The following is a 12,847-nucleotide window of genomic DNA, read 5'->3' as shown; positions in this document are numbered from 1 at the left end:
TGACCGCCGGCTGGCGCTCGCGCTTCTCGCATTGTCTGCTGTTCAACCCCACGGACCCGCGCTCGGCAGCGAACAACCCCCTGCTGGAAGTGCGCCAGGGCGTGCACGAAGTGCGCGATGCGCAGAACGTGGCCGACATTCTGGTGGATCCTGAAGGAGCGCTGGAGCGCAGGAACCACTGGGAAAAAACCAGCCATGCGCTGCTTGTCGGTGCGATATTGCATGTGCTCTATGCAGAGGACGACAAGACGCTGCGCGGCGTGGCGGCATTCCTGTCCAATCCGTCATGGCCTTTCGAGACCTCGTTGCGCCTCATGATGGACACACGCCACCTCGACGACGGTCCGCACCCGGTCGTGGCGTCAGCAGCGCGCGAAGTCCTGAACAAATCAGAAAACGAACGCTCAGGGGTCTTGTCGACCGCAATGTCGTTCCTCGGCCTGTACCGCGATCCGACGGTCGCAGCGGTAACGTCCCGCTGTGACTGGCGAATCGCCGATCTGATCGATGGCGAGCATCCCGTTTCCCTCTATCTGGTCGTGCCGCCTTCGGACATCAACCGGACCAAACCCTTGATCCGGCTGCTGCTGAACCAGATCGGCCGCCGATTGACCGAGTCCCTGGACGGTTCGGATGGCATTGCCCGCCGGCACAAACTGCTGCTGATGCTGGACGAATTCGCAGCCCTTGGAAGGCTGGATTTCTTCGAGTCCGCATTGGCGTTCATCGCCGGGTATGGGCTTCGGGCATATCTGATCGCGCAGTCGCTGAATCAGGTGGAACGGGCCTACGGCCAGAACAATTCGATTCTCGACAACTGCCACGTGCGCGTCGTCTTTTCATCGAACGACGAGCGGACCGCCAAACGCATCTCAGATTCTTTGGGAACCGCGACCGAGCAGCGCAGCCAGCGCAATTATGCCGGCCACCGCCTGGCGCCGTGGCTGGGGCATTTGATGGTGTCGCGCCAGGAGACGGCGAGAGCCTTACGCACGCCGGGCGAAATCATGCAGTTGCCGGCAGACGACGAGATCATCATGGTGTCGGGGCAGCCGCCCATTCAGGCGAAGAAGCTGCGCTATTACGAGGATCACAATTTCACGCGGCGCATTCTGCCGCCGCCCGTGCTCGCCCCGGGGGGCTACGCCGACCTGCCGGCGTCCAGGCCGGATGACTGGACGGGGCTGCCCATACCGCCTCTTCGAGATGATCCGGCCGAGGACGCCGCGAACGATGCCGACGACGGCGGCCTGTACATCCGGCCGGAACTGGATGCTGACGTAGCCGCGGTGCAGCCCGCGTCGGATGTCAGCCTGGATCTGCTCGACGATGAGGATGAAGCAGCGCTGCCTATGGCGCCCGACCGGCGCCTGCAGCGTGCCGCACGCCTGGCCGCACTCGATCCGGCCGACGGGATACCGCTATGAGCCGTACCCGCCTGAACTTGTTCATTGAGCCGGCCCACGCCCGGCGCCTGGACGACCTCGCCGCGCACCGCGGAGTCTCTAAGTCCTCGATCGTCGCGGCCGCTCTGGCGGCGTTCCTGTCGCCCGATGCCGCCGACCAGCGCGAAGCCGCATTGACGCGGCGCCTGGACCGGCTCTCCCGGCAGTTCGACAAGCTGGACAGGGATCAATCCATTCTGATCGAAACCGTCGCGCTGTACGTGCGCTACTTCCTGACCGTCTCGCCGCCGGTCACGGAAGCGCACCAGGAGGCCGCGCGTGCCCAGGGCAAGGCGCGCTACGCCCAGTTCGTCGACCAGCTCGCCCGCCACTTGCAGCGGGGCCGCAGTCTGGTCCGAGACGTTCACGAAGAACTATTCCCCGATCCCTACATAGCCGGATCGATAGGTAGCACGCAGGTGCCGCCCTCTGCCACCGAGGAGACCACACATGAGCGCCAAGCCTGACGCCGACGACGAATCACGCGCGCGCAGCCTGCAGATGCTGCGCACGGCGATGGGACCCACCATTGCCGAAGCACTGGACGACCCCGACGTGGTGGAGATCATGCTGAACCCGGACGGCCGGCTCTGGTTGGACCGACATCGCAGCGGACGCGCTCCGACCGGCGTGTCGATGTCGGCGGCCGACGCCGAGCGGATCATTCGGCTGGTGGCGGCCTGCGTGCGCGCCGAAGTGCACCGCGCACGGCCGCTGCTGTCGGCGCGGCTGCCGTTGGGCGGCGAACGCTTCGAAGGGGTGCTGCCTCCGGTGGTGTACTCGCCCAGCTTCAGCATCCGCAAGCATTCCAGCGTGATGTTCACGCTGGATGACTACGTGCGCGCCGGCATCCTGGAGGCCGGCCACGCCGATTTTCTGCGGGCGGCCGTGCGCGATCGGCTGAACATCGTGGTGGCCGGCGGCACCAGCTCGGGCAAGACGACGTTCGCCAATGCGCTGCTCGACGAGATCGCCGGCGGCGGCGACCGCATCCTGATCCTGGAAGACACGCCCGAACTGCAGTGCCGCAACGACGATCGCGTGCAGCTCTGCACGTCGCCCGGCGCAGCCTCGATGGCGGACCTGGTGCGCTCGACGCTGCGCCAGCGTCCTGATCGCATCATCGTGGGCGAAGTGCGCGGCGGCGAGGCGTTGGACTTGCTCAAGGCCTGGGGCACCGGCCATCCGGGCGGCATCGCCACGCTGCATGCCAATTCTGCCTACGGCGCGCTGCTGCGCCTGGAACAGCTCACGCTGGAAGCGGCCAACGCCGTACCGCGTCCGCTCATTGCCGAAACCGTCAACGTGATTGTCTTCCTGACGGGGCGCGGCGAAGCCCGGCGCGTCAAGGAAGTCGTTCGTGTCGTTGGCCTGTCCGGCGAGCAATACCACCTCGAACCCGTTTCCGCCAACACAGGAGCGTCCTCATGACGACCGCCTACGCATTGCCGCCGCGCAGCCAGGCCGCGGCTTTCCTGCACCGCCATAGCTGGCTGGTGCTGTTCGCCGCGATGCTGCTGATGCGCGTGCATGCGGCCGGCTCCAGCATGCCGTGGGAGGCGCCGCTGGAATCCATTCTGGAGTCCGTACAGGGGCCGGTCGCGCGCATCGTCGCCGTCATCATCATCGTGGTGACCGGCTTGGCATTGGCTTTCGGGGATACGTCGGGAGGATTTCGCCGGCTGGTGCAGATTGTTTTCGGTCTGAGCATTGCGTTCGCGGCGTCGTCGTTTTTCCTGAGCTTCTTCAGCTTCTCGGGCGGAGCGCTGGTATGACGTTGCCCGCATCGCTTCCCGACGGCTTCGAGGCGCCGCTGCATCGTGCGCTGACGGAACCCATCCTGCTGGGCGGCGCGCCTCGCACCGTGGCGATCGCAAACGGCACGCTGGCTGCCGCGATCGGCCTGGGGCTGCAGCTCTGGGTGCCAGGCCTGGCGTGCTGGTTCGTCGGGCACATGCTGGCGGTATGGGGCGCCCGCATGGACGTGCAGTTCGCGCAAGTCTTCGCGCGGCATGTGAAGTATCCGGCGTTGCTGGACGTGTAAGCGCCATGCTGAACCTGGCCGAATACCGCAAACGCCCCGCGCTGTTGGCCGACTGGCTGCCGTGGGCGGCGCTGGTGGGCGAAGGCGTCGTGCTGAACAAGGACGGTGCGTTCCAGCGCACAGCGCGACTGCGCGGCCCGGACTTGGACAGCGCCACCGACACCGAACTGGTGGCCGTGGCGGCGCGGCTGAACAATGCGCTCAAGCGGTTCGGATCAGGCTGGGCGCTCTTCATGGAAGGTGAGCGCTTCGAAGCCGGTGCATATCCCCGGTCTTCCTTTCCGGAAGCCGCGTCCTGGCTGGTCGATGAGGAACGGCGTGCTGCCTTCGAAGAAGCGGGCTCGCACTTCGAGAGCCGCTACTACCTGACCGGGCTGTGGCTGCCGCCCGAGGATGCGACGGCGCACGCCGGCCGGCTGCTCTATGAGAACCAGGCCCGCCAAGGCGTGGACTGGCGTGAACGGCTGGCCGGGTTCCAGGCAGAGACCGAGCGGTTCTATGGACTGCTCAAAGGAACCATTCCAGAAATCCGGTGGCTCGACAGCCCCGAAACGCTGACTTACCTGCATGGCACGATCTCCACCCGCCGGCATCCGGTCAGCGTGCCGGAGGTGCCGTTCCATCTGGACCATCTGCTGGCCGACTGCCCGCTGACCACCGGCGTGGCGCCGGTGCTGGGCGACGAACATCTTCGGGTACTGTCGATCCGGGGGTTCCCGGCCTCCACCTGGCCAGGGCTGTTGGATGACCTGAACCGCTTGGGTATCGCGTATCGGTGGGTGACACGTTTCATCTGCCTGGACAAACGCGAAGCCGAAGCGGAACTGACACGGATTCGACGGCAATGGTTCGCCAAGAGAAAGAGCGTGCTCACCTTGCTGCGCGAGACGTTGTCCCAGCAGGAAAGCCCCCTGGTCGATACCGACGCCGACAACAAATCGTTGGATGCCGACGCGGCGCTGCAGGCGCTGGGCGCCGACGACGTGGCCTACGGCTACATCACCGCCACGGTGGTGGTGCGCGACCGGAATGCCGCGGCAGCCGATGAAAAGCTGCGCTTGGCGGCCCGGGTCATCGAGGGACGCGGCTACGTCGCCGTACCGGAAACACTCAATGCGGTGGAGGCCTGGCTGTCGTCGCTGCCCGGCCACGCCTACGCCAATGTCCGGCAGTACCTCGTGTCCACGCTGAATCTGGCCCACATGATGCCGGTCTCGGCGGTCTGGGCCGGGCAGGAACGCAATGACCATCTCGACGGCCCGCCCTTGATCATCACGCGCACGGATGGCTCGACGCCGTTCCGTCTGGTCACCCATATCGGCGATGTGGGCCATACCGCCGTGGTCGGTCCCACGGGCGCGGGCAAGTCGACCCTGCTGTCGCTGCTGACCATGCAGTTTCGCCGCTATCCGAATTCCGCCGTCTATGTGTTCGAGATGGGCCGGTCGCTGCGGGCCACGATCCTAGGCCTGGGCGGGCACTATCACGACCTCAGCCTGGATGGCGACATGGCGTTCCAGCCGCTGGCGCGGGTCGACGAGCCGGGCTATCGGAGCTGGGCCGCCGAGTGGATCGAGGCACGGCTGGCGATGGAAGGCCTGACGGCCGATCCTGACGACAAAGCGGCGGTCTGGTCGGCACTGGGCAGCTTGGCCACCGCGCCCGCCGAGCAGCGGACGATGACAGGGCTGTCGGCGCTGCTGCAATCCAACCGCCTGCGCCAGGCGCTGGCACCTTATGTACTCGGGGGAGCCTACGGGCGGCTGCTGGACGCCGACCGGAGCCGTCTGGCCGACGGCTACATCCAAGGCTTCGACATGACGGCCCTGCGGCCGCATAAAGCCGCCGCCAATGCCGTGCTGCGCTATCTCTTCGAATGGCTGGCGACCCGGTTCGACGGCCGGCCAACGGTCCTGGTGATCGACGAGGCCTGGGTAGCGCTGGACGATCCGCTGTTTCTGGCGCAACTGCGTGAATGGTTGAAGCTGCTGCGCAAGCTGGGCGTGTCGGTCATCTTCGCCACCCAGTCGCTGGCCGACATCCGCGATTCCAGTATCGCCGCGGCCATCATCGAAGGATGTGCCAATCGCATCTTCCTGCCCAATCCGCAGGCGACCGAGCCGCTGATTCGAGACATCTATACGAGCTTCGGCCTGAGCGCTCGGCAGATCCAACTGATCGCGCACGCGCAGCCCAAGCGTGACTACTACTACCAGTCGAGGCTGGGCAACCGCGTTTTCGATCTGGACTTGGGGCCGGTGGCCATGGCGTTTGCCGGCGCGTCCACGCCGGCCGACCAGCGTGCAATCGATGCCGTACTGGCCGAGCACGGCCCCGAAGGCTTTGCCGCGGCATGGGTGCGACACCAGAACCTGGGCTGGGCCGCCGACATGATCGACCAGTTCATTCCTTTGCCTGATTCCCAACCCGAGGAGGTCTTGCCATGAAACGCCTGCTGTTCACTGCCGCCGTGCTGGCGGCCCTGGCCGCGCCGCCTGCCGGTGCGCTGACGGTCTTCGATCCGTCGAACTACTCCCAGAACGTCATGACCGCGGCACGCACGCTGGAGCAGATCAACAACCAGATCCTGCAATTGCAGAACGAAGCTCGGATGCTCACCAACCAGGCGCTGAACCTGACCGGGCTGAACTTCAATGCCATCGGCCGGCTGCGCACGGCGCTGGCCTCGACCAACCGGCTGTTGGACCAGGCGCGGGGCTTGTCCTTCGACGTGTCGCGCGCCGATGCCGATTTCGCCCGGTTGTACCCGGAGCAGTACGCCTCAACCGTCACGAACGACGCGATGGCGCAAGACGCTCGCCAGCGATGGATGCAGTCGCAGCAGGCGCTGCGCACCACCGCCGACATGCAGGCGCGCGCAGTGCAGAACCTGGCCGACGACCAGGGCGTGCTGTCCGACATCGTGGCGCAGAGCCAGTCGGCCGTAGGTTCGCTGCAGGCGACCCAGGCCACCAATCAACTCTTGGCGTTACAGGCCAAGCAGGCGATCCAGCACCAGCAGCTCCAGATCGCCCAGGACCGGGCGATGGCGCTGGACCGCGCACAGGAGGCCGCCGAGATGGCGCGCGCCGAAGCCGTGCGCCAGCAGTTCTCGGGTGCCCCGTCGCGCTACACCCCGCAACCCGTGCAGTTCTACCGTTAAGGAGCATGCCATGACCCGATGCTGGATTGCGAGTGCCCTCCTGATGGGTGCCATTGCCGGCTGCGGCAAGGAGGAACCGCCCGCGGCACCGCTGGCCGATACGCCTGCCTTGCCATCGGTTGCCGACGAGGCCAAGGCAAAGCAGGAGGCCGACCAGCGCCGCAAGCAGTTCTACGGCGATGGCAAGTCGCGCTACACCCCGCAGGACGTGCAAGGATTCTGACCGTGGACGACCTGGCCGTCATCGACCGCTTCCTGGACACGTTCTCTCGATACATCGACAGCGGTTTCGGGCTGCTGCATGGCGAGGTCGCGTTTCTCACGGCTACGCTCGTGGCCATCGACATGACGCTGGCCGGGCTCGCATGGGCGATGGGGCATGGCGGCCAGGACGAGATCCTCGGCCGGCTGATCAAGAAAACCCTTTACGTCGGCGCCTTCGCGTACATCATCGGTAATTTCAATGCCTTGGCCGGCGTTCTGTTCCGGTCCTTCGCCGGCCTCGGGCTGATGGCCTCCGGCTCGACCATCTCGCAGGCACAGCTTCTCCAGCCGGGCCGGCTCGCGCAGGTGGGTGTCGATACGGCCGCGCCGCTGCTCGAACAGGTCGGCCGGCTTTCGGGGTTCACGACCATCTTTGCCAACTTCGAAACCATCGTCGTGCTGCTGCTGGCCTGGGTGATCGTCATCATCAGCTTCTTCGTGTTGTCGATTCAGGTGTTCGTGACGTTGCTCGAATTCAAGCTGACCACTTTGGCGGGGTTCGTCCTGGTCCCGTTCTCGTTGTGGGGCAAAAGCGCGTTCCTAGCCGAAAAGGTGCTGGGTAACGTCATTTCCTCCGGCATCAAGGTATTGGTGTTGGCGGTCATCGTTGGCATCAGCACCTTGGTCTTCAATGATTTCCGGGCCGGTATCTCCCCGGCGCCGACACTGAACGAAGCCACCGCCGTGATGCTGGCGTCGTTGGCGATGCTGGGTCTGGGTATCTTCGGGCCGGGCATCGCTACGGGCCTCGTGTCCGGTGCACCGCAGCTCGGCGCAGGGGCGGCGGTAGGGACGGCGGTCGGGGCGGCCGGTGTCGCGGCTGCGGGCGTGGCGGTTGGCGCATCGGCAGCGGGCAGCGCCGCACGCCTGTCCGGCGGCGGCGTGCGGGCCGCCGCGTCGATGGCCGCCGGCGCACGCAAGGCGTATGTCGAGGGCAGCAGCTTTTCGGGGCAGACGGGATTGAAGGCGGTCGGCGCGGGCCTGGCGGACGTGGCTCGTGCCGGGGCATCCGCCGTTGGTAGCCGGGTGAAGGCGGGCTTGCGGGGCAGCGGTGGCGCCGCGCCCGCGCCTTCTTCAGCACCGTCTGAACCTCCCGCCTGGGCCAAGCGGGCCCAGGCGCGCCAGCACGCCGCGCATGGCGCGATGCTCGCCGCCCACGCCGTGCGTTCCGGCGATGCCGGCGGAAGCGGCGCCGGCCCCAGTCTGCGCGATGACTCGAACGGATAGGAGAACACGATGCGCTTTCGGCGACCTTCCGTGCATTACGGCACGTCCCCCGAGCCCGTCACGCCATACCAGCGGGCGACCCAGGCTTGGGACGAGCGGCTGGGCAGTGCCCGCGTACAGGCGCACAACTGGCGGGCGATGGCCTTCGGCTGCCTGCTGCTGGCGATAGGCTCGACCAGCGCCTATGTGTGGCGTTCGACGCAATCGCTGGTTACGCCCTACGTCGTCGAGGTCGCGCGCAGCGGTGAGGTGCGGGCGGTCGGCGAAGCCGCCACGCCATACCAACCCAGGGACGCGCAGATCGCCCACCACCTGGAGCAGTTCGTGGCCAACGTCCGGTCGGTATCCATCGATCCCATCGTCGTGCGCAAGCAATGGCTCGATGCCTATGCCTACACCACCGACCGGGGCGCGGCCTTTCTGAACGAGTACGCCCGCCAGAACGATCCTTTCGCACAGATCGGCAAGCGGTCCATCACGGTCGCGGTATCCAGCATCGTGCGCGCCAGCGACAAATCCTTCCAGGTCCAGTGGGAGGAAAAGGCCTATGTCAATGGAACCGCGGCGGGTTCTGACCGCTGGACTGCGATTCTGACCATCGTGCTGCAGCCGCCGAACACGGAAGCCAAGCTGCGCGCCAATCCCCTGGGCATCTATGTGGACGGCATCAGTTGGAGCCGCCAGTTGTCCACGAACGCTTTGTCCGGAGGCACTTCGCCATGAAAAGCCCCATTCCTACGCTTGTCGTGCTCGCCACGATTGCCGGCTGCGCCTCGCGCGGCACGCCACCGCCTGAAATCGCACTGGACGATCCGCCTGTCGCGCAAAGCGAGCCGGTCGCGCTGCCCGAGCCGCCCAAGCCGGTGGAGATCGTGCCGATGCCGCAGCTGCTGCCTTTGCCGGGGCAGTTGAAACCCGTCGACGAACCGCTGCCCGCGCCCGAACCGGCCAACCCCGCTACGCGCATCGCCCGAGCGAATCAGGAGGCGCGCATGGCGCCGAGCCGTGACGGGTTCATCAACGCCATCCAGACCTGGCCGTACAGCGAGGGCGCGCTGTACCAGGTCTACGCCAGTCCGGGCCGCGTGACGCTGATCCAGTTGCAGCCCGGCGAAAAGCTGATCGACGTGTCGGCCGGCGACACGGTGCGCTGGATCGTTGGGGATTCGAGTAGCGGCAGCGGTGCCACGGCACGAGCCAACCTGCAGGTCAAGCCCGTGCGGGCGGGCCTGACAACCAATCTGGTGGTGACGACCGACCGGCGCATCTATCTGCTGGAGCTGGCCTCCACTGCGTCGGCCTGGATGGCGTCTGTATCGTGGGACTATCCACAGGACCGGATGGCCGAGTTGAAGAAGCGCAACGAGGAAGCCCAGGCCGCCACACCGCTGGCCGCGGGTGTGCCGGTGGAGCAATTGCGCTTCCGCTACGACATTACGGGCGATACGCCGCCCTGGCGGCCGCTGCGCGCTTTCGACGACGGCCAGAGGGTCTACATCCAGTTCCCAGCCGGCATCGCCCAGGGCGAGCTGCCGCCGCTGTTCCTGGTCGGCCCCAGCGGCGACTTGCAGTTGGTGAACCACCAGTACCGGGCGCCGTACTACGTGGTGGACCGGCTGTTCGGGGCGGTGGAATTGCGTCTGGGCGGTGACGATGCCAAGGTCGTGCGCATCAGCCGCAACGACGTGGCCACCGCGCGGGGCGGATCATGAGCGAGCCGACCGAAGAGCCCGGCACGCCGCCGCCCAAGCTGCCGCCCGAGTCGGTCGAGTTGCGGGCTGCGCCCCGGCCCGCAATGCGCCTGAACCGTCGCACGCTTGTCGTGGGGGCCGGGGTCGTGTCGTTCGCTGTCCTGGGTGCCACCATCTGGTCGCTGCAGCCACGCTCGCGCCCGGCAGGCGCCGGCGAGGAACTTTATAACGTCGATCGCATTTCACAGGCCGAAGGCTTGCAGACGCTGCCGCGCGACTACAGCCAGGTGCCGCCGCCTGCGCCGCCGCCCGTGCTGGGCGAGCCGCTACCGGGGGACCTCGGGCGGCCCATCGTGCGCGCCGAGCAAGAGGCTGGACTGCGGCCGGCCGGCCCGACCGCGGCCGATGCCGAACGCCAGGCGCGGGCGAAGGAGGCAGCCGATGCGGCGCGGGCGCCGCTCTTCTACAAATCGAGCAATCGCGGCGGTTCGCCGGCCAGCGCGGCTTCGACGGCTGACACAGCGCCAACTGGGAGCGCTCCTGCTGAGGGCGGTGCGGTCGATAGCGTACAGACGCAGAACATGCAGGACAACAAGATCGCGTTCGCTGGCCAGGGTCGAACGGTCACTCAGAGCGCGCATGGCCTGGAAGCGTCTCGGGAGCCCAATACGCTGATGGCCGGTACGGTCATCGCCGCCGCATTGATGACCGGCATCAAGTCCGACCTGCCAGGCGACATCATCGCCACCGTGACCGAAGATGTCTACGACAGTGCGACCCACCGCAACGTGTTGATTCCGCAGGGCTCACGCCTGATGGGGCGGTACAACAGCCAGGTAGCCTACGGGCAGAGCCTGATGCAGGGCGTATTGGACCGCATCATCATGCCCGACACGTCATCGGTGGTGCTCGACAATCTGGCCGCCACCGACCCCGCCGGCTACGCCGGGCTGGAGGACGACGTGGACTGGCACTGGAGCCGGATACTGGCTGGTGCGGCGCTGACGACGCTTCTGGGTGTCGGCGCCGAGCTGGCGGCCCCACAGAACCAGGGCAGCGGCGACGGGCGCGTCATCATCGCTACGCGTGACGGCGTACAGGACACCGTGAACCAGGTTGGACAGGAAATCACCCGGCGCAACATAAACATCCAGCCCACGTTGACGATCCGGCCTGGAATGCCGTTGCGCGTGATCGTGAACCGGGACATCACGCTGCGGCCATATCGGCCGCTCTTCATCAATAGGTGAGGGGATGGCAACGAAACTGCGCTTGGGGCCGCTCCCGAAGCAGGAGACCGTCAAGATGACGATCAGCCTGCCGGTGGAGCTGAAGGCCAATCTGGAACGGTACGCCGCCATGCACAGTCAGGTTTACGGCGAACAGGTCGATGCGGCCGCGCTCGCGCCGCACATGCTGGCTTGGTTCCTCAAGAACGACCGGGGGTTCAGGCAGCGAAGCGAATAGAGCTTAGGTGCGTCAGGGGTAGGCCGGAGAGGCTTGATACACTGCATAGGTCTCCAATGCGGAAGGATCCTCTTATGCCTAAAACCATGCTAGTGGTTTCGATGGCGGTGTTGGCTGGTTGCGCGCCGGCTAGGGAGGATCGCCCAGTCGGCATGGCCAATCCGGCCTCCGTTTACTGCGAGGACCAGGGCGGACGGCTTCGCATCGAACAACGGCCTGGCGGACAGGTGGGAATCTGCGTATTAGCCAGCGGCGAGGAAATCGAGGAGTGGGCGCTGTATCGTCGCGACCATCCTGCACCAAAGCAGTGAATGCTTGCCTAGAGCTCGATTGATGTGAAGACGACATCCGAGCGTCGGTACGGCTCACGTGTCGTTGTCAGTTAGCCCTGCCTGGAGGTCCATCCAATGCGCCGTTACTACCTCATCGACTCTAACGGCGAGGATACGAACCTTCAGTTGTACTCGCTCAAACAGGCCAAGCTCTATTGGGCCGCGCTTACGAACGATCTCGCGCAAGGCAGCGACGTCGATCATTTTCATGAGAGGTGCGTGTTCATCATATGCACCATCGGACTAAGCGTGACGCAACTGCTTGGCCAGAACAATCCTGTTCCCGGCAACCGAGTGCCCTCACCGTTCAAGATATTCGAGTTTCTCGTTGATGAGCATCAACTCGCTCACGAGCTGAAAGATCAGTTTCGAGAGTTCGCTGACACTTACGATCACTGTAGGCACTTCGGTTTAACGAGCGACGGCAGCAGACACTGGCAGGTCAGCCAAGTAACGCTTGAGAAGACTCGCAAGCTTTATGAGTTCGGCCTTTTCGTATGGTCGACTGTCATTGGAATTTATCGGCGCGATCCGCAGAACGAGTTGGATGACTTGGACTTGGAAAGGGTCGAGAACGAGCCCTAACAGTTCGTTCGAGAGTCTATTCTTCGCTGTACTACGCTGGAGCATGTGTGCATGTGAATTCATTTGGGGCAATCTGGTGTTGGAGGGAACACCCGGAGACCCGCATGTTTCATACCGAACAGCACGCGCCCCAAAAATCTGCTTCGGAACCTCATCGCGCATCGCCCATGTTCTACCGCATGCGTGACGTGCTGCGCATGACGTCACTAAGCCGATCTAGCCTTTATCGGCGCATCGCGGCCGGCGCTTTCCCCCCACCTGTGTCGTTGGGCGGTGCGGCGAAAGGCTGGCGCCGCAGCGATCTAGAGCAGTGGGCACAGGATCCAGCAGGTTTCAAGCTGATGGAGTCCTGCAAGACCATTACCACTGCCCTGGGTGCCAAGGTGCGCCAAGTACGCTATTGAAGCGTAGGCGGCGAGGCAGAGAGGCCGTCGTCAATGTCGGGGTGGTTTCTGACTAATAGCGTAGGGGTGAAGCGCCGGGCCGGTGGTATTTTGTTGTCCGCCAATTGGTCCAGGTAGTCCGCCCATGCCTGCGCCATTGCATGGCGCTGTTCGATGAAGCGGGTTCGGTCGTAGGCATCACCCAGTTCCTCATCCGACACATGCGCCAGGTGCTTTTCGATCAGT

Annotated in this window: 16 protein-coding genes and 1 pseudogene; 16 read left to right on the top strand and 1 reads right to left on the bottom strand. The window is 65.3% G+C overall.

Annotation, left to right across the window (positions count from 1 at the left end; translation table 11 throughout):
* The 16 genes from traG to N5K27_RS28300 all read left to right on the top strand — a co-directional run.
* Nucleotides 1-1,427, top strand: a 1,427-nt coding sequence (traG, locus tag N5K27_RS28375) for an IncP-type conjugal transfer protein TraG (RefSeq protein ID WP_279820909.1), incomplete at its 5' end; no start/stop codon positions are given.
* A complete protein-coding gene (locus N5K27_RS28370) occupies nt 1,424-1,912 on the top strand; it encodes a CopG family transcriptional regulator (protein WP_243724679.1) in 489 nt (162 codons plus the stop codon). The genes traG and N5K27_RS28370, both read left to right, overlap by 4 nt.
* Nucleotides 1,896-2,876 (top strand): P-type conjugative transfer ATPase TrbB, encoded by a 981-nt coding sequence (trbB, locus tag N5K27_RS28365; protein WP_087838517.1) that lies wholly within the window; start codon nt 1,896-1,898, stop codon nt 2,874-2,876. Before N5K27_RS28370 ends, trbB begins: the two co-directional genes overlap by 17 nt.
* Nucleotides 2,873-3,220: a TrbC/VirB2 family protein gene (locus N5K27_RS28360; protein WP_087838518.1), complete on the top strand. Its 348-nt coding sequence runs from the start codon at nt 2,873-2,875 to the stop codon at nt 3,218-3,220. Before trbB ends, N5K27_RS28360 begins: the two co-directional genes overlap by 4 nt.
* The gene (locus N5K27_RS28355) at nt 3,217-3,489 is read left to right on the top strand and encodes a VirB3 family type IV secretion system protein (RefSeq protein WP_087838519.1); all 273 of its coding nucleotides are present in this window, start codon (nt 3,217-3,219) and stop codon (nt 3,487-3,489) included. The genes N5K27_RS28360 and N5K27_RS28355 overlap by 4 nt, the downstream gene beginning before the upstream one ends.
* Before the next feature lie 5 nt (nt 3,490-3,494).
* On the top strand, nt 3,495-5,936 hold the full coding sequence (gene trbE / locus N5K27_RS28350; RefSeq protein ID WP_087838520.1) for a conjugal transfer protein TrbE: 2,442 nt from the start codon (nt 3,495-3,497) through the stop codon (nt 5,934-5,936).
* Nucleotides 5,933-6,652, top strand: coding sequence for a P-type conjugative transfer protein TrbJ (trbJ, locus tag N5K27_RS28345; protein ID WP_087838521.1), 720 nt, complete (start codon nt 5,933-5,935; stop codon nt 6,650-6,652). Before trbE ends, trbJ begins: the two co-directional genes overlap by 4 nt.
* A gap of 10 nt (nt 6,653-6,662) precedes the next feature.
* Nucleotides 6,663-6,875, top strand: a complete 213-nt coding sequence (locus N5K27_RS28340) for a hypothetical protein (protein WP_132980622.1) — start codon at nt 6,663-6,665, stop codon at nt 6,873-6,875.
* Nucleotides 6,876-6,877: 2 nt separating this feature from the next.
* Complete coding sequence (gene trbL / locus N5K27_RS28335) at nt 6,878-8,143, top strand: P-type conjugative transfer protein TrbL (RefSeq protein WP_087838523.1); 1,266 nt, start codon at nt 6,878-6,880, stop codon at nt 8,141-8,143.
* A 9-nt stretch (nt 8,144-8,152) separates the two neighbouring features.
* Complete coding sequence (gene trbF, locus N5K27_RS28330; RefSeq protein ID WP_087838524.1) at nt 8,153-8,866, top strand: conjugal transfer protein TrbF; 714 nt, start codon at nt 8,153-8,155, stop codon at nt 8,864-8,866.
* Nucleotides 8,863-9,855 carry a P-type conjugative transfer protein TrbG gene (gene trbG, locus N5K27_RS28325; RefSeq protein WP_087838525.1) on the top strand — a complete coding sequence of 331 codons (993 nt, stop codon included), beginning with the start codon at nt 8,863-8,865 and terminating at the stop codon, nt 9,853-9,855. Before trbF ends, trbG begins: the two co-directional genes overlap by 4 nt.
* On the top strand, nt 9,852-11,084 hold the full coding sequence (locus N5K27_RS28320; protein ID WP_087838526.1) for a TrbI/VirB10 family protein: 1,233 nt from the start codon (nt 9,852-9,854) through the stop codon (nt 11,082-11,084). The genes trbG and N5K27_RS28320 overlap by 4 nt, the downstream gene beginning before the upstream one ends.
* Before the next feature lie 4 nt (nt 11,085-11,088).
* Complete coding sequence (locus N5K27_RS28315) at nt 11,089-11,301, top strand: DUF2274 domain-containing protein (RefSeq protein WP_087838527.1); 213 nt, start codon at nt 11,089-11,091, stop codon at nt 11,299-11,301.
* 74 nt (nt 11,302-11,375) lie between these two features.
* The gene (locus tag N5K27_RS28310) at nt 11,376-11,612 is read left to right on the top strand and encodes a DUF333 domain-containing protein (RefSeq protein ID WP_087838528.1); all 237 of its coding nucleotides are present in this window, start codon (nt 11,376-11,378) and stop codon (nt 11,610-11,612) included.
* Nucleotides 11,613-11,708: 96 nt separating this feature from the next.
* Nucleotides 11,709-12,218 carry a hypothetical protein gene (locus N5K27_RS28305; protein WP_087838529.1) on the top strand — a complete coding sequence of 170 codons (510 nt, stop codon included), beginning with the start codon at nt 11,709-11,711 and terminating at the stop codon, nt 12,216-12,218.
* Between the two features lie 104 nt (nt 12,219-12,322).
* Nucleotides 12,323-12,622, top strand: a complete 300-nt coding sequence (locus N5K27_RS28300) for an AlpA family phage regulatory protein (protein WP_087838530.1) — start codon at nt 12,323-12,325, stop codon at nt 12,620-12,622.
* On the opposite strand, the pseudogene N5K27_RS28295 reads toward N5K27_RS28300, so the two are convergent.
* Nucleotides 12,616-12,847: pseudogene (locus N5K27_RS28295) on the bottom strand (hypothetical protein); the annotation flags it as partial. The gene N5K27_RS28300 and the pseudogene N5K27_RS28295 sit on opposite strands and share 7 nt — an antisense overlap.

It is taken from the genome of Pigmentiphaga sp. GD03639, from assembly GCF_029845405.1.
GTDB classification, from domain to species: Bacteria; Pseudomonadota; Gammaproteobacteria; order Burkholderiales; family Burkholderiaceae_B; genus Pigmentiphaga; species Pigmentiphaga daeguensis.
The sequence above is the reverse complement of the archived record's forward strand: the minus strand, read 5'-3'. Positions and strand labels throughout refer to the sequence as shown.

Bases quoted from the DNA above. Each gene is read 5' to 3' on its own strand.
- trbF (WP_087838524.1), top strand. From the start codon at position 8,153: ATGCGCTTTCGGCGACCTTCCGTGCATTACGGCACGTCCCCCGAGCCC.
- N5K27_RS28300 (WP_087838530.1), top strand. From the start codon at position 12,323: ATGTTTCATACCGAACAGCACGCGCCCCAAAAATCTGCTTCGGAACCT.
- trbJ (WP_087838521.1), top strand. From the start codon at position 5,933: ATGAAACGCCTGCTGTTCACTGCCGCCGTGCTGGCGGCCCTGGCCGCG.
- trbB (WP_087838517.1), top strand. From the start codon at position 1,896: ATGAGCGCCAAGCCTGACGCCGACGACGAATCACGCGCGCGCAGCCTG.
- N5K27_RS28305 (WP_087838529.1), top strand. From the start codon at position 11,709: ATGCGCCGTTACTACCTCATCGACTCTAACGGCGAGGATACGAACCTT.
- N5K27_RS28355 (WP_087838519.1), top strand. From the start codon at position 3,217: ATGACGTTGCCCGCATCGCTTCCCGACGGCTTCGAGGCGCCGCTGCAT.
- N5K27_RS28370 (WP_243724679.1), top strand. From the start codon at position 1,424: ATGAGCCGTACCCGCCTGAACTTGTTCATTGAGCCGGCCCACGCCCGG.
- N5K27_RS28310 (WP_087838528.1), top strand. From the start codon at position 11,376: ATGCCTAAAACCATGCTAGTGGTTTCGATGGCGGTGTTGGCTGGTTGC.
- N5K27_RS28320 (WP_087838526.1), top strand. From the start codon at position 9,852: ATGAGCGAGCCGACCGAAGAGCCCGGCACGCCGCCGCCCAAGCTGCCG.
- N5K27_RS28340 (WP_132980622.1), top strand. From the start codon at position 6,663: ATGACCCGATGCTGGATTGCGAGTGCCCTCCTGATGGGTGCCATTGCC.
- trbE (WP_087838520.1), top strand. From the start codon at position 3,495: ATGCTGAACCTGGCCGAATACCGCAAACGCCCCGCGCTGTTGGCCGAC.
- N5K27_RS28360 (WP_087838518.1), top strand. From the start codon at position 2,873: ATGACGACCGCCTACGCATTGCCGCCGCGCAGCCAGGCCGCGGCTTTC.
- N5K27_RS28315 (WP_087838527.1), top strand. From the start codon at position 11,089: ATGGCAACGAAACTGCGCTTGGGGCCGCTCCCGAAGCAGGAGACCGTC.
- trbG (WP_087838525.1), top strand. From the start codon at position 8,863: ATGAAAAGCCCCATTCCTACGCTTGTCGTGCTCGCCACGATTGCCGGC.